The organism is Chryseobacterium sp. RLHN22 (genome assembly GCF_051011795.1).
GTDB classification, from domain to species: domain Bacteria; phylum Bacteroidota; class Bacteroidia; order Flavobacteriales; family Weeksellaceae; genus Chryseobacterium; species Chryseobacterium zhengzhouense.
The window spans coordinates 58,422-74,467 of sequence record NZ_JBPCHW010000018.1; the positions used below are offsets into that span (position 1 = coordinate 58,422).

Here is a 16,046-nt window from a genome sequence, read left to right on the forward strand (position 1 = left end):
TCCTTTATCAGAATGGCAATACAAAATGTTAATGATTTTTATACTCCCACAGTCAGTTTACGCTCTCCAATCTGCTGTCTCCACATTGCATAGTACAATCCTTTTTCTTCAATAAGCTGTAAGTGAGAACCTGTTTCTACCACTTGTCCGCGTTCTAAAACATAGATTCTATCCGCATGCATGATTGTGCTTAAACGATGGGCAATGAGAACTGTAATCTGTTCCTTTTCCTTTGAGATCTCTTTAATGGTCGTTGTAATTTCTTCTTCTGTGATACTGTCTAATGCAGAAGTGGCCTCATCAAAAATAAGCAAATGGGGTTTTCTCAATAAAGCTCTCGCAATGGCGATTCTCTGCTTTTCACCACCGCTTAGTTTTAATCCGCCTTCACCGATTACCGTTTCTATTCCGTTTTCAGCACGTTCCAAAAGCGCTGTGCAGCTGGATTTTTTTAAAGCCAATTGAAGCTCTTCTTCCGTTGCGGCCGGATTTACAAACAAAAGATTTTCTTTGATTGTCCCTGCAAAAAGCTGGGTATCCTGTGTTACAAAGCCGATCTGATTTCGTAATTCATCAAAATCAAATTCTTTTCCGTTGATATGGTTATAAAAGATGTTTCCTTCCTGAGGTCTGTATAAACCAACCAATAATTTTACCAATGTACTTTTTCCTGATCCGCTGGGTCCGACAAAAGCAATGGTTTCCCCATTCTTCACATTAAATGAAATAGAATTTAATGCCTTATAATGAGCGGTCTGATGCTGAAAAGATACCTTTTGAAATTCCAGTTCCTCAATAGCTCCGATTCTTTTCGGATTTGTAGGTTTAGGTTCGATTTCTTTTTTCATTACCCTGTCGAAATTATTCAAAGAAGCCTGAGCTTCACGGTAAGAAATGATGATATTCCCGATTTCCTGCATGGGTCCGAAAATAAAGAATCCATAAAACATCAATGATAAATACTGTCCCGGAGTTACAATATTTTTAAAGATCAGTAATAGTAAAGTGAAAGTAATCGTTTGCTGTAAAAAATTAACTAGAGTTCCCTGTACAAAGCTTAAAGAACGGATGCTTTTTACCTTTCTTAATTCAAGATTCAGAATTTTATAGGTATTGTTGTTCAGACGTTCCACTTCCTGATTGGTAAGTCCTAAACTTTTTACAATCTCGATATTTCTGAGACTTTCAGTGGTGCTTCCTGCTAAATTTGTGGTTTCCGTTACAATATTTTTCTGAATGGTCTTAATTCTTTTGCTTAATAAATTAGTGACAACTGCAATAAGAACAATTCCCACCACATACACAGGCATAATTGTCCAATGTAAACGAATCGCGTACACCGAAACGAAAATGATACTTACCAAAATCCCGAAAAACACATTAATAAAATTGTTGATAAATTTCACAGAATCCTCCCGAACTTTAGTTAGAATGGAAAGAGTTTCACCGCTTCTCTGGTCTTCAAATTCCTGAAAAGGCAATCTCATAGAATGCTTTAAGCCGTCAGTAAATATTTTAGCTCCAAATTTTTGAATAATCACATTCACTACATAATCCTGAAATGCCTTTGCAATTCGGCTTACCATCGCTGTTCCGATAAGCAGTCCTAAAAAATAGAATACTCCATGATAGATATCGGTTCCGTAAAGGTATTCGTTCATACTTCTCGGGAGAAGTTTTTCTTTATCAAAAAAGTTGGGATGGGTAACCAGTTTATCTAATATATTCCCTGTAATAGCCGGAGCGAATAACGAAAATACCTGATTGATTGAAGCTAATAAAAGAGAGGCTACTATCAGCCATTTATATGGTTTTAAATAATTTAATAAAATTTTCATGAGTAAAATTAAAAGCTCACAAATTTACAACAAATTGAAAAGCAAAATTTATCATAGGATAAGAAAAGAAACTATTTCGTAATTCTGAAAAAATGGCTAATTTGGCGGGATAAGATTAAGCTATGCTAACGAAAGAACAAATTGCACAAAGAATTTCCAGAGAAGTAAAAGACGGGTATTATGTAAATTTAGGAATCGGAATTCCGACATTGGTGGCTAACTACGTTCCGGACAATCTTTCCGTGGAATTTCAGAGTGAAAACGGAGTGTTGGGAATGGGGCCTTTTCCTTTCGAGGGAGAAGAAGATGCAGATATCATCAACGCCGGAAAACAGACGATTACAATCTTGGATGGAGGTTCATTCTTCGATTCGGCCTTCAGTTTCGGGATGATTCGTGCTCAGAAAGTAGACTTAACGATTCTTGGGGCTATGGAAGTTTCGGAAAACGGAGACATTGCCAACTGGAAAATCCCGGGAAAAATGGTAAAAGGAATGGGAGGTGCAATGGATTTGGTAGCTTCTGCAGAAAATATTATCGTTGCTATGATGCATGTAAATAAAGCCGGAGAAAGCAAGATTCTTAAAAAATGTACTTTACCTTTAACAGGAGTAAATTGTGTGAAAAGAGTGGTAACTGAATTGGCGGTTTTAGATGTTACGCCTGCCGGATTTAAGCTTGTTGAAAGAGCGCCGGGAGTTTCGGTTGAACATATTATCCGATCTACAGAAGCCGATTTAATCATTGAAGGAGAAATTCCTGAAATGCAGTTCTAAATAAAACAAAAACCTTGTCTAACGACAAGGTTTTTTATTGAAAATATTTTAAATTTAGTAGAAAAAAATTCGACATCGGAAATCGTAGCGTTAAGAAAATTAAAAATTAATCCGTTGAGAAATCCCCACTGTTCTTCGAAGCGCGACACAAACGTTCAACCGAAGAACAAATATAGATTCGCGTAAGTTTTGGGAATTTTAGGATTAAATTTTAATTTTTAGCGAAGAGCTCCAAGTCTTGAATTTTTGTTTCTTTTGTTTGACTACGTCGAATCTTCGATTTCAAGACAAAAGAAATTAATTAAATTTATTTTCCATCCTGTGCCCCAAAAACCTTCTGCAATAAACTCGTTGTTCTCATCACAGAATTATTTCTGATACCGCTTTCTTTTTCAGCCACCATTTTGAAAACACCGTTAATGGCTTCGTTAGTCACATATTCATTAAGGTCAGTAGAAACAGCTTGTCCGGTTAAAGTATTGTATTTCGAAATCAAATTCGTCCAGACTTTATCAGCTCCCACTTTTCCTAAAGAAGCCTTCACTTTAGGCTGGAAAGCTGTAAACAGTTGAGTCTGTGTTTTTGTCTGCAAATAAGTTGTTGCTGCATTATCACGGCCCAATAAAATATTTTTAGCATCTGTAATCGTCATAGAAGTGATGGCTTTAGTAAAAATAGGCGCCGCTTCAGTTACAGCATCTTCCGCAGCTCTGTTTAATAATTTCACTCCTTGGTCTGCCAAACTACCCATACCTAAAGAGCGTAGAGTAGTATCAATTTTTCTTAATTTTTCAGGCATTAAAATTTTAACGGCTTCATTTTTTAAAAAACCATCCGTTACACCCAATTTTTTTACACCTTCATTTACACCTAAACTTAGGGCTTCCTTTAAACCTGATGAAATCTGTGTTGAAGTCAGGCTTCCTAAATTTATTGCTGAAGTAGTACCTGTTGAAGTCGTAGAGTTTGTTTTTGAAGTCGTACTTGTTGGTTTTTTGAGCTGATCTTTTACCGTTGATTTTATAACATCAAGAATTTGTGCGTTTGTAGAAACTGAAAATAATAATCCGCTTACCAATAAAATTGTTTTTCTCATCGTTTATTTTTTTGTGAAATTAGATATTTAAAATAGAGAAAAGTTAAAAAAAACTTCAAATATTTTAAGAGAAAAATGAAAAAGGGAGGATTGCGGTGGGCTCCGAAGGAGCGACACGTAAGAAGATTAATTAAAATTGTAAGAAAAGAATTATATTCGCTAAACTCAAATTAAATTCGGAATGCGAAGTATTTTCTTAGTCTTTTGCCTATTGTCTTCTACTTTTTTTTTCTCTCAGGATAAATTAAATTTAATTCCTTACCCGCAGAAAATTGAACTTCTGGAAGGAGAATTTATAATTCCGGAAACCTTTATATTGGATGAATCTCTCCCTAAAGAAGAAACAGAATACTTTAAGAAGTATATTGATAAGGTATTTAAATTTAAAAATGAAAAAAATAAAAATACTGTTCATTTAGTATACTCATTATACCCGCCAACTTTATCACATATACCTAAAAAGGATGAAGAAAAAAAAGAAAAATACTCTATTTATATTTCTCCAAAACGTATTATCATAAATTCTTATACAAAACAGGGATATTTTCTGGCTCTTCAGACACTGATCCAATTATTTGAACAGTATAAAGATTCAGGAAAAATTCCAGCAATGAAAATTGAAGACGAACCAAAATTTGCTTGGAGAGGAATGCATTTGGATGTTTGCCGTCATTTCTTCACGGTTGCAGAAGTAAAGCAGTATATCGATTATCTGGCCATGTACAAGCTGAATACTTTTCACTGGCATTTAACAGATGATCAGGGCTGGAGAATTGAAATTAAAAAATACCCGAAACTGACGCAGATTGGTTCAAAACGTAAAGAATCCATGATCGGTGCTTATGTTGATAATACATTTGACGGAAAGATTTATGGTCCCTATTTTTATACACAGGATCAGATCAAAGAGGTGGTAAAATATGCGGCAGAAAGATATATTACCGTAGTTCCCGAAATTGAAATGCCGGGTCATGCTTTGGCAGCATTGTCGGCTTATCCTGAGCTGGCCTGTACAAAAGGTCCTTTCGAACCCGCTACAAAATGGGGAGTTTTTGACGATGTTTTCTGCCCGAAAGATGAAACTTTTAAGTTTTTAGAAAATGTTCTGGATGAAGTGATGACGCTTTTCCCTTCACAATACATTCACATTGGTGGTGATGAATGTCCGAAAACAAGATGGAAAGAATGTGCCCATTGTCAGGAATTGATTAAAAAGAATAATTTAAAAGATGAGCATGGTTTACAAAGCTATTTCATTCATAGAATTGAAAAATATGTCAACTCAAAAGCAAGAAAGATTATCGGTTGGGATGAGATTTTAGAAGGCGGATTGGCTCCCAATGCTGCCGTAATGAGCTGGACAGGTGTCAACGGAGGAATTGAAGCTGCAAAATCAGGGCATTTTGCCGTAATGACACCGGGTTCTTATTGTTATTTCGATCATTATCAGGGAGATCCCGCTACGGAACCCAATGCTTTTGGAGGATTTACGCCATTAGATAAAGTATATTCTTATAATCCGATTCCGAGCGAGTTGAACGCTGAACAGGCAAAATTTATCAAAGGAGTCCAGGCTAACTTATGGACGGAATATATTTTAGACTTTAAGCAGGTTCAGTATATGATCTTCCCAAGATTGTTCGCTCTTTCTGAAGTGGGATGGGGAACTTCTGATCCTAAAAATTATAAAGAATTTGAAGGCAGGGTGATTAATGAATTTAAAGTGTTGGATAAAATGGGAGTGAATTATGCAAAAAGCATCTATAATATTACAGGAAAAGTAACAGCTGCTAATACGGGTGTTTCTTATGAATTGTCAACGTCACAGGATCCTAATGGAATTCGATATACATTGGACGGAACGGATCCCACAGCAAATTCTCAGGTTTATAAAACTCCTGTTTCAGTTTCAAAATCATTAATGATAAAATCAGCTTATTTTGAAAAAGGACAATTAAAAAGTGCTATTTCTTCACAAACTTTTACGGTTTCAAAAACGACAGGTAAAAAAATAACATTGGAACAGCAGCCTAGTGAGAATTATTCTTTTGGAGGAGCTTTCACTTTGGTAGACGGAATTATCGGAAATCAAAAGCAGTTGGGAAAAACATGGTTAGGCTTTCAGGGAAAAGATGTGGTGGCAACCATTGATTTCGGACATAAAACCCAGTTTTCAGAAGTGTATTTTAATACATTGGATAACAAAGGAAGCTGGATTCATTTTGCAAAATCGGCTCAAATCTTTATTTCTGATGACGGAACGAATTTTAAAATGATTAAAGAAATAGGAAAAGAAGAAATTCTGAAGGCAAAAGGAAAAATTAAACTTAATGTAGGGAATCAAAGTTCACAATATATCAAAGTTAAAATTGAAAATGCAGGAATCATTCCTGCGGGAAATCCGGGCGCCGATTCAAAAGCGTGGCTTTTTGTTGATGAAATTGGCGTAAATTAGTCTTGAATTTAATAAGATTATGGAAGACAGCGTTTTATCCTCAGAATTTAATTCCTCTCCTGAGCTGGTTGAAAAGCTCTATCAGTATGGAATTACCAAAACGTATCAGGAAGGTGATATTATTTTAGATGAAAATTCGTCTATCCGTTCCATTCCTATCGTGATGAAAGGCATGATGAAGGTTATTCGTACCGAGGAAGACGGGCGTGAAATTTTATTATACTATATCAAAGCCGGGGAAAGCTGTATTATGTCGTTCTTGGGTGGAATGCATAATGAAAAAAGCATTGTAAAAGCTGAAGTGGAAGAAGATACCGAGATTCTGTTTTTACCCATAGATAAAGTTTCGCTTTTCATCAAAGAATATCCGGAATGGCTGGATTATATTTTCCGTCTTTACCATAAACGGTTCGAAGAATTGCTGGATATTATCAATGCAATCGCCTTTAAAAAAGTGGACGAAAGATTGCTGAATCTGCTTCAGAAAAAATCAGAACTATCGAATTCGACCACAATTATCATCACTCACGAACAATTGGCCAACGAATTGGGAACAGCCAGAGTTGTTGTTTCCAGGTTACTGAAACAGCTGGAAGAAGAAGGAAAGCTGAAACTCGGTAGAAATAAAATTCAGCTTTTATTGTAAGTTATGTAACAAAAGTAACTGTACAGAAATAATGGAATTTCCATTTTTGCTTTCAAATTGAAGGAAGTAAAAATGGAAATTTTTGGTTATATCGCATCGGTTTTAATTGGTGTTTCTTTAGGATTAATTGGCGGCGGAGGAAGTATTCTTACCGTTCCTGTTCTCGTCTATCTTTTCGGGATAGATGCATTACTAGCTACAGAATATTCACTTTTTATTGTAGGAATAAGCAGTGTGGCCGGTTCCATAGCGTATTTCAAAAAAAGATTGGTGAATTTTAAAATCGCTATAGTTTTCGGAATTCCGTCTGTAATTTCCATTTTTCTTACCCGGAACTATCTTTTGCCTCTCATTCCGGAGGAAGTTTTTAGAATCAATGATCTGATGATTACCAAAGATATTTTCCTGCTTTTGATTTTTGCAGGATTAATGATGGTAGCTTCCTACAAAATGATCCGGAAAGATATACAACAGCCGGATGAAAAGCAAGAAAATAAAAACAATACACTTTTAGCAGCAGGAGAGGGCTCTGTTGTTGGAATTTTGACAGGACTAGTCGGAGCAGGAGGTGGATTTATGATTATTCCGGCATTGGTTAATCTTCTGAAAACTCCCATGAAAGTAGCGATCGGAACTTCTCTTGTCATCATTTCTTTAAACTCTCTGATCGGATTTTTTTCCTCAATTCACAATGCTACCATTGACTGGAGATTTCTTTTATCGGTATCGGTAATTGCTGTTGTAGGGATCATAATAGGTTCGTATTTATCGAAGAAAGTCGATGGAAAAAAGTTGAAACCGGCATTCGGATGGTTTATTTTGGTTATGGGAATTTATATCATCATTAAAGAAATTTTTCTCTAAAAAATCCTTATGTAACAAAAGTAGCTGTGCAGGAAATGTTAAAAAGAGAAATTTGTACTCAACAAAACAAAATTTATTAAAAATGAAAATAGAACAGATTTATACAGGATGTTTGGCTCAGGGAGCTTATTATATTATTTCTGATGGGGAAGCCATTATTATTGATCCTCTAAGAGAAACAAAACCTTACCTGGACCGTTTGGAAAAAGACAAAGTAACGCTTAAATATATCTTTGAAACCCACTTTCATGCGGACTTTGTGAGTGGTCATTTAGATTTAAGCCAAAAAACAGGAGCGCCCATTGTCTATGGACCCACTGCAACGCCGGAATTTGAAGCGATTATTGCCGAAGACAATCAGGTTTTTGAAATTGGAAAAATTAAAATTAAAGTGTTGCATACTCCGGGACATACATTGGAAAGCTCTTCTTTTTTGTTAATGGATGAAAATGGAAAAGAAACAGCATTATTCAGTGGAGATACTTTGTTTCTTGGTGATGTTGGTCGTCCCGATTTAGCTCAGAAAGCTGCGGATATGACTCAGGAACAATTGGCAGGACTGCTTTATGACAGCTTATATCAGAAGATTATGCCTTTAAATGATGATATTGTCGTTTATCCGGCTCATGGCGCAGGTTCGGCTTGTGGTAAAAATATGCAGAAAGAAACGGTAGACACGTTGGGAAATCAGAAAAGAACCAACTATGCCTTAAATCAAAAAGATAAAGAAAGCTTTATAAAGGCTGTAACTGACGGACTTTTGCCACCTCCCGCTTATTTTGGGATGAATGTAGCGATGAATAAAAAAGGATATGAAAGTTTTGATGAGGTTTTATCTCATGGCTCGAAAGCATTATCTCCCGATGAATTTGAAGAAACAGCAGAGTTTTCCGGAGCTTTGATTCTCGATGTAAGAGATGATGATGAATTTGCAAAAGGCTTTATTCCGCAATCCGTTAATATAGGACTGGACGGAGATTTTGCACCCTGGATAGGAGCTTTAATTGCAGATGTACAACAGCCGATTGTATTGGTGACGAATGAAAATGATGAAGAAGAAACAATTACCAGACTGAGCAGAGTTGGGTTTGATCATGTTTTAGGTTTCTTAAAAGGTGGTTTTGAAGCCTGGAAAGATAGCGGAAAAGAGGTGGATTCAATTCACAGGATTTCAGCAAAGCAGTTTGAAGATGAAATTAAGGACAAAGCAGTAAAAGTTATCGATGTAAGGAAAGAAAGCGAATACAACGCAGAGCACATTGACGAGGCTTATAACAAACCTTTGGCATATATCAATGAATGGATCACTCAGATTGATCCGGAAGAACATTTTTACCTTCATTGTGCAGGTGGACACAGAAGTATGATGGCTGCAAGCATTCTTCAGGCAAGAGGTTATCGGAATTTTACCGAAATTGAAGGAGGATTTAATGCAATTGTGCAAACCGATATTCCTAAAAGTGATTTTGTATGTCAGACTAAGGTTTTTCCTTATATTAGTTAAAATCTACGTGACTTATAAATTATATTATTCATAAAAAATAGAACGAAATAATGATAAATTTTGAACAGCAGGATTATAAAAACCATTGGGAGAATGTATATGAAACCAAAAATCCGGATGAAGTAAGCTGGACGCAAAAAATTCCGCAAACTTCTTTGGATCTTATAGAAGAGGCATCAAAAGACAAATCTTCAAAAATCATAGACATTGGCGGTGGAGACAGTAATCTGACAGATTTTTTACTCGAAAAAGGATTTGTAAATATTTCCGTTCTGGATATCTCTGCAAAAGCACTGGAAAAAGCAAAAAAAAGATTAGGAGCTCAAGCTGAAAATATAGATTGGATTGCTACAAATATTACAGAATTTAAACCTAATACAACCTATGATATTTGGCATGACAGAGCGGCTTTTCATTTTTTGACCAAAGAAGAAGAGATAAAAAAATACGCAGAGATTGTCAAAAATGCAGTTTCCGATACGTTGATTATAGGTACGTTTTCTGTAAATGGTCCGCAAAAATGCAGCGGTTTGCCTATTGTACAATATGATGAAGACCATCTGAAAGAAATATTTTCGCAGAGCTTCGAGCTGGTGAAATCTTTTACAGAAGATCATATTACACCGTTTAATACTGTTCAGAATTTTATTTTCTGTCAGTTCAAAAAGAAATAAATTGAAATAACTTATGCTGGATATTATAAAAGAATCTTGGCCTTGGTACGTTGCAGGTCCGTTGATAGGACTTACCGTCCCGATATTACTGATTTTAGGAAACAAATCTTTCGGGATCAGTTCGTCATTGCGACATATTTGTGCAGCCTGCGTACCGGGAAATATTAATTTTTTTAAATACGACTGGAGAAGGGAAAGCTGGAATTTATTCTTTGTGTTAGGAATTTTCTTTGGAGGAATGATTTCTGCCTATTTTCTGGTGAATCCCGGAGAAATTATCGTAAATCCAAAGCTTAAAGCCGAATTAGCCGGTTACGGAATCACAGATTATAGCAATCTTGTCCCTACCCAATTAATGAATTTTAAAAACCTGTTGACTTTAAAAGGCTTTCTAACCATGGTTGTTGGCGGATTTTTGGTAGGCTTTGGAACCCGTTATGCAGGAGGATGCACAAGTGGTCACGCTATTATGGGGCTTTCCAATCTGCAGTGGCCGTCCTTAGTAGCAACAATCTGTTTCATGATCGGGGGCTTTTTTGTAGCAAATGTCGTGTTGCCGATTATTCTTTCACTCTAAAAAATAACCAATGAAAAATAATAATGCAGTTTGCAATAAAGAAATTACTGTTCAAAATAAGTGGTACCATAATCTAAAATACCTCCTGGTAGGAATTTTATTTGGGATTGTTTTTGTAAAAGCTGAAATCATCAGTTGGTTCAGAATCCAGGAAATGTTCCGTTTGCAGTCGTTCCATATGTATGGAGTTATAGGCAGTGCGGTACTTACAGGAATGATTTCAGTATGGCTGATTAAAAGGTTTAACATAAAAACTCTTGATGGAGAGCCGATTACAATAGCACCTAAGAAGTTTAACAAAGGACAAATTTACGGAGGATTGATCTTCGGCTTCGGATGGGCAATTACGGGAGCGTGTCCGGGACCACTTTTTGCTCAGATAGGAACAGGAGCTTTCGCAGTGATCATTACTTTATTAAGTGCAATTTTCGGAACTTGGATTTACGGATACCTGAGAGATAAGTTACCGCATTAATTTTGTTAGATAAATATTGGGAAAGGCTGTAGAAAATAATCTGCAGCTTTTTTGTTTTATGCTAATATGAAAATCGTTAATTTGTGGCCAAATAAATCAAATATGCAGAGTAGAAGAAAATTCATAAAAAGATCGGCAGTAGCTTCATTGGCATTGGCTATGAATCCGCTGGATCTGATCGCTAAAGAACTTCCCGAAAATAATAAAACAGTCAATAAACCCATTGTTCTTTCTACATGGAATTTTGGATTAAAAGCCAATGAAGAAGCCTGGACTATTCTGGGAAAAGGAGGTCGTGCTTTAGATGCGGTTGAAAAAGGAGTCCGTTTAGTTGAGAATGATCCTACTGAAAGAAGTGTTGGTTACGGCGGTCGTCCCGACAGAGACGGAAGAGTGACGCTGGATGCCTGTATTATGGATGAAAACTACAATATCGGTTCAGTGGCATGTTTAGAACATATTAAAAACCCGATTTCGGTGGCAAGAGCAGTCATGGAAAAAACACCGCACGTGATGTTGGTGGGGGATGGTGCTTTGCAATTTGCCGTTTCCCAGGGATTCAAAAAAGAAAATATTCTGACGCCTGAATCCGAAAAAGAATGGAAAGAATGGTTGAAAGAAAGCAAATACAACCCCATCGTAAACATTGAAAACCACGATACTATCGGGATGATCGCACTGGATGCCAACGGAAACCTTTCAGGAGCGTGTACAACCAGTGGAATGGCTTTCAAAATGCACGGAAGAGTAGGAGATTCTCCAATTATTGGAGCCGGTTTATTCGTTGATAATGAAGTCGGGGCAGCAACAGCGACAGGTCACGGTGAAGAAGTGATCAGAACGGTAGGAACTCATTTAGTCGTTGAACTGATGAGACAAGGCAGAAATCCGCAGCAAGCTTGTAAAGAAGCGGTTGAAAGAATTGTGAAGATTACCCAAAGAAGAAATAAAAATCTGAAAGATATTCAGGTAGGTTTTATTGCGATCAATAAAAAAGGAGAATATGGTTCTTATTGTATTCAGGACGGATTTAACTTTGCGGTATATGATCAGAAAGGAAACCGGCTGGAAAAACCTGAATTCGCTTTAAAATAAAATTAAAATAACAGATTGATTTAATGATAAAATATGCAATTGTTGCTTCTTTCTTTCTAATTATTGGATGTAAAGATGTTAAAAAAACGGATGAAAACACTAATATTTCTGTAATAGAAAATAAAGACGTAACCGATATAAAAGGTGAAGCTGAAGCTGCAAAAAACTGGCTGAAAAGTAGTATTCTAAGTTATTTTAGAGCAGATATTTCTGATCAGCAAAAAATAATGCAGAATATCACAACCAAAGACTACTATGAATACAAAACGGACGCAACAAACGTAGATATGGATGTGGATGGAAGTCTTAGTTTAAAAGATTTTCAGCAAAAATGGGGAAATAAATACAATACAAAATATGCCGGAATAAACACAGGATTTCTAATCTCAGCGCAGGATTGGACAAATATTGAAGTTAGAAAATGTGAATTAGATGCTATTTCAGAAGATGAAGCATTTGTTTTTGATGTTGAGCTAGCTGATGATGGAGCTAAAGCTATTTTTAAACGTAAAATAGGTGTTGTCAAAAAAGATAATAAGTTTCTGATCGCAGATGTAATTGAAAAAGATTAAATTAAAAAAATAATGTCAAAAATAGAAATAGCATGCTTCAATCCTGAATCCGCAATCATCGCTTTTGAGAATGGAGCAGACAGAATAGAATTGTGCGACGGATTAAGCGAAGGCGGAACAACTCCAGACTTTGAAACCGCAAAATTACTGAGAGAGAAAATTAATATTCCGATTTTTGTGATGATCCGTCCCCGTGGTGGAGATTTCACTTACTCTGATCAAGAATTTGCGCAGATGAAATCGGATCTGGTTCAATTAAAAACTTTAAATGTAGATGGTTTTGTATTCGGAATTTTAGATGAAAATGCGGAGGTAAATGTAGTGCAAAATAAAGAATTGGTTGAGCTTTCAAAACCTTACCAATGTACTTTTCACAGAGCTTTTGACCGTGCAAAAGGATTAAAAGATTCTTTAGAAAAGGTGATCGAATGTGGTTTTAAAACAATTCTTACTTCCGGACAGAAACCTAATGTCTCAGAAGGTAAGGAAAACCTGAAAAAATTAGTTGAACTATCCAACGGAAGAATCGAAATTCTTGTAGGAGGTGGGCTTCGTTCTACCAATATTGAAGAATTAAGAGACTTTACCAAAGCAATGTATTTCCATTCCTCCGCCATTACGGATGGGGGAGCTTTTGCGAGTCCGGAGGAAGTTATTGCTTTGAAGAGTAAATAATCATTTTTGTGATTCAAAGGTGTGTTTGTCATTCAGAACGAAGCGAAGCGTAGTGAAGAATCTAAGCTTAATATTCTTAAAACCTAACTTTAATCTTAATGGTTTCGATTCTTCCTTCGTCAGAATGACAAACCGTATGTTTTAAACTTTACAATTATAAATTATTATAACTTAATTTATTGATGAACAAATCTATACTTTTTTCTTTTCTTTTTATTCAAAATATCCTATTCGCCCAGTTTTCCGAGCGAAATCTATCATCAGAAAAATGGCAATTTAAAAATGCTAAAGAAAATAAATGGCTCACAGCCTCCGTGCCGGGAACGGTTCATTTGGATTTGATGAATAATAAGATCATTCCAGATCCTTACCAAGATGAAAATGAGAAAAAAGTTCAGTGGGTAGAAAATGAAGATTGGGATTATCAGACTAGTTTTAAGCTTTCCTCTAAAGAATTGGCCAATCAGAATATTGATTTGGTCTTTAACGGATTGGATACGTTTTCAGAGATTTATTTAAATGGAAAATTATTGCAATCAACAGATAATATGTTCAGAAAATGGACGATTCCGGTAAAACAGAACTTAAAAATCGGCGAAAATATTTTACAGGTTAAATTTAAATCGGCGGTAAATGTTGGAAAAGAACTGGCTAAAAGAGTTCCTTTTACTACGCCTGAATCTCCAAGAAGCTACGTAAGAAAGGCACAATATCAGTTCGGATGGGATTGGGGACCAAGATTGGTTACTGCCGGAATCTGGAAAAATGTACAGTTAAATTTCTGGAATCAGGCAAAACTTGAAAATGTAAAAATTGAGCAGAAAGCTTTAACCCAACAAAAAGCAGATTTAAATATTCATGCTGAAATTTTTACTAAAGAAGAAGGAAAATATAGTTTTTTAATTAACGGAAAATCTCAAAGGATTAATTTAAAATTAGGATTAAATCAAATTTCAATTCCATATCAGATTCAAAATCCAAAATTATGGCAATCTAACGGTTGGGGCGATCCGAATTTATATCAGTTAAAAATTTCAGTACAAAAAGATTCAAAAACCATTGCAGAAAAGTCTGAAAGAATTGGATTAAGGACAGTTGAATTAATTCAGGAAAAAGACGAAAAAGGGAAATCTTTCTATTTTAAAGTGAATGGAAATCCGATATATGCAAAAGGGACAAACTGGATTCCTTCCGACAGTTTTACCCCAAGAATAACAAAGGAAAAATATCAGAAACTGATCAAAGATTGTAAAGATGCCAACATGAATATGATTCGGGTCTGGGGAGGTGGAATTTACGAAGACGATGAATTTTTGAAGGCTTGTGACGAAAACGGAATATTGGTTTGGCAGGATTTTATGTTTGCGGGAAGCTTTTATCCTTCGGACGAGAATTTTCAAAAGAATGTTGAAATGGAGGTCAAAGATCAGGTGGAAAGGCTTCAGAATCATCCGTCATTGGCTTTATGGTGCGGAAACAACGAAGTGGATGAAGCGATCGTAAACTGGGGGTATCAGAAGCAATTCAAGTATTCAAAAGAAGATTCGCTGCAGGTTTGGAAAGATTATAACACAATGTTTCATGAGGTAATTCCAAATGCCATTAAAAAATATGCAACGACTGATAAGCAAATTTACTGGCCAAGCTCACCGTCTATCGGTTGGGGACACAAGGAAAGTTTAACAGAAGGTGACTCTCATTACTGGGGTGTTTGGTGGGGAGAACAGCCGTTTGAAATTTATAACGAAAAAGTTCCGAGATTTGCTTCAGAATATGGTTTTCAGGGAATGCCCACATTGGAAACTACGAAATCGATGTTTTCCGGAGCTCCGGATTTAAGCTTACAAAACGGAACAATAAAAGCACACGAAAAACATTCGAGAGGTTGGGAAATTATTGACAATTATATGAAACGGGATTACCATATTCCAACGGATTTTGTGAAATACAATTACGTTTCTCAATTGCTTCAGGCTCGCGGAATGCAGATTGCCATTGAAGCCCATCGCCGTGCAAAACCTTACAATATGGGAACTTTGTATTGGCAGCTGAATGATTGCTGGCCGGTGGTTTCATGGTCTTCAATCGATTATTTAGGAAATTGGAAAGCTTTGCATTACCAGATCAAAAGAAGTTTTGAAAACCAGGTAATTCTAACTGAAGAGAAAGATGGGGTTTTGAACTTTTATGCTGTTAATGATGAGTTGAAGAAATTTGATGATGTTCATTTAGAAACTCAGGTTATTAGTTTTAAGGGGGCTGTTTTGGATGAAGTTTCTTCTGTTCCTAACGGAAAAATATTAGAAGGAATTCTGAAGTTAGATCCCATTGAAATCGAAAATTTAATTGGCGATAAAGATAAAAATGAAGTGTTTTTACATTTAATTTTAAAAGACAGAAATGATAAAGTAATTGCAGAAAATAATTACTTCTTCTCAAAACCAAAAGATTTAAAACTGACAAGACCATCTATTCAAATCAAGAAAATTTCTTCTACAGAAATCGAAGTTTCTACAGATGTTTTGGTGAAAGATGTTTATCTAATTGGAGATACACATTTCAGTGATAATTTCTTCGACTTGCTTCCGGGAACTTCAAAAAGAATTAAACTTTCAGAGCCTTTGGAAAAAGTGGAAGTGATGAGCCTTTGGGATACGATTAACGAATAAAAGACCGATTTAAAAAACCGGCCTCATTCAAATTTATCTACCTCCACATTATTTGCAGTTAAAACATTTGTGTATCGGATGTCAATGTAACGTGAGAAATCTTTATTTATTTTAAAGTTTTTAAATTTTT

At 35.8% G+C, this 16,046-nt stretch carries 14 protein-coding genes; 12 read left to right on the forward strand and 2 right to left on the reverse strand.

Features of this window, described 5'->3' with window-relative positions; genetic code table 11:
- Positions 1 to 38 precede the first annotated feature (38 nt).
- Positions 39 to 1,838, reverse strand: a complete 1,800-nt coding sequence (locus tag ACR1PN_RS16180) for an ABC transporter ATP-binding protein (protein ID WP_433980866.1) — start codon at positions 1,836 to 1,838, stop codon at positions 39 to 41.
- A gap of 122 nt (positions 1,839 to 1,960) precedes the next feature.
- Here ACR1PN_RS16180 and ACR1PN_RS16185 point away from each other — a divergent pair, with 122 nt between their 5' ends.
- Positions 1,961 to 2,614: a CoA transferase subunit B gene (locus ACR1PN_RS16185; protein ID WP_072952968.1), complete on the forward strand. Its 654-nt coding sequence runs from the start codon at positions 1,961 to 1,963 to the stop codon at positions 2,612 to 2,614.
- Positions 2,615 to 2,921: 307 nt separating this feature from the next.
- Here ACR1PN_RS16185 and ACR1PN_RS16190 read toward each other — a convergent pair whose 3' ends face one another.
- Positions 2,922 to 3,710, reverse strand: a complete 789-nt coding sequence (locus ACR1PN_RS16190) for a DUF4197 domain-containing protein (protein ID WP_433980867.1) — start codon at positions 3,708 to 3,710, stop codon at positions 2,922 to 2,924.
- A gap of 181 nt (positions 3,711 to 3,891) precedes the next feature.
- Between ACR1PN_RS16190 and ACR1PN_RS16195 the strand changes: the two genes are divergently transcribed.
- The 11 genes from ACR1PN_RS16195 to ACR1PN_RS16245 all read left to right on the forward strand — a co-directional run bounded on the left by ACR1PN_RS16195 (position 3,892) and on the right by ACR1PN_RS16245 (position 15,916).
- The gene (locus tag ACR1PN_RS16195) at positions 3,892 to 6,165 is read left to right on the forward strand and encodes a glycoside hydrolase family 20 protein (protein WP_433980868.1); all 2,274 of its coding nucleotides are present in this window, start codon (positions 3,892 to 3,894) and stop codon (positions 6,163 to 6,165) included.
- 19 nt (positions 6,166 to 6,184) lie between these two features.
- Entirely contained in the window at positions 6,185 to 6,811 is a 627-nt protein-coding gene (locus ACR1PN_RS16200) for a Crp/Fnr family transcriptional regulator (protein WP_433980869.1), read from the forward strand.
- 72 nt (positions 6,812 to 6,883) lie between these two features.
- Entirely contained in the window at positions 6,884 to 7,675 is a 792-nt protein-coding gene (locus tag ACR1PN_RS16205) for a sulfite exporter TauE/SafE family protein (RefSeq protein ID WP_433980870.1), read from the forward strand.
- Between the two features lie 82 nt (positions 7,676 to 7,757).
- Entirely contained in the window at positions 7,758 to 9,179 is a 1,422-nt protein-coding gene (locus tag ACR1PN_RS16210) for an MBL fold metallo-hydrolase (protein WP_433980871.1), read from the forward strand.
- A gap of 50 nt (positions 9,180 to 9,229) precedes the next feature.
- Positions 9,230 to 9,853 carry a class I SAM-dependent methyltransferase gene (locus tag ACR1PN_RS16215; protein ID WP_433980872.1) on the forward strand — a complete coding sequence of 208 codons (624 nt, stop codon included), beginning with the start codon at positions 9,230 to 9,232 and terminating at the stop codon, positions 9,851 to 9,853.
- A 13-nt stretch (positions 9,854 to 9,866) separates the two neighbouring features.
- Entirely contained in the window at positions 9,867 to 10,430 is a 564-nt protein-coding gene (locus ACR1PN_RS16220; RefSeq protein ID WP_433980873.1) for a YeeE/YedE family protein, read from the forward strand.
- 10 nt (positions 10,431 to 10,440) lie between these two features.
- A complete protein-coding gene (locus tag ACR1PN_RS16225; protein WP_433980874.1) occupies positions 10,441 to 10,905 on the forward strand; it encodes a DUF6691 family protein in 465 nt (154 codons plus the stop codon).
- A gap of 102 nt (positions 10,906 to 11,007) precedes the next feature.
- Entirely contained in the window at positions 11,008 to 12,000 is a 993-nt protein-coding gene (locus tag ACR1PN_RS16230; protein ID WP_433980875.1) for an isoaspartyl peptidase/L-asparaginase family protein, read from the forward strand.
- Positions 12,001 to 12,023: 23 nt separating this feature from the next.
- The gene (locus ACR1PN_RS16235; protein ID WP_433980876.1) at positions 12,024 to 12,572 is read left to right on the forward strand and encodes a hypothetical protein; all 549 of its coding nucleotides are present in this window, start codon (positions 12,024 to 12,026) and stop codon (positions 12,570 to 12,572) included.
- A gap of 12 nt (positions 12,573 to 12,584) precedes the next feature.
- Positions 12,585 to 13,247, forward strand: a complete 663-nt coding sequence (locus ACR1PN_RS16240; RefSeq protein ID WP_433980877.1) for a copper homeostasis protein CutC — start codon at positions 12,585 to 12,587, stop codon at positions 13,245 to 13,247.
- Positions 13,248 to 13,429: 182 nt separating this feature from the next.
- Positions 13,430 to 15,916 (forward strand): beta-mannosidase, encoded by a 2,487-nt coding sequence (locus tag ACR1PN_RS16245; RefSeq protein ID WP_433980878.1) that lies wholly within the window; start codon positions 13,430 to 13,432, stop codon positions 15,914 to 15,916.
- The last annotated feature ends 130 nt before the right edge of the window (positions 15,917 to 16,046 follow it).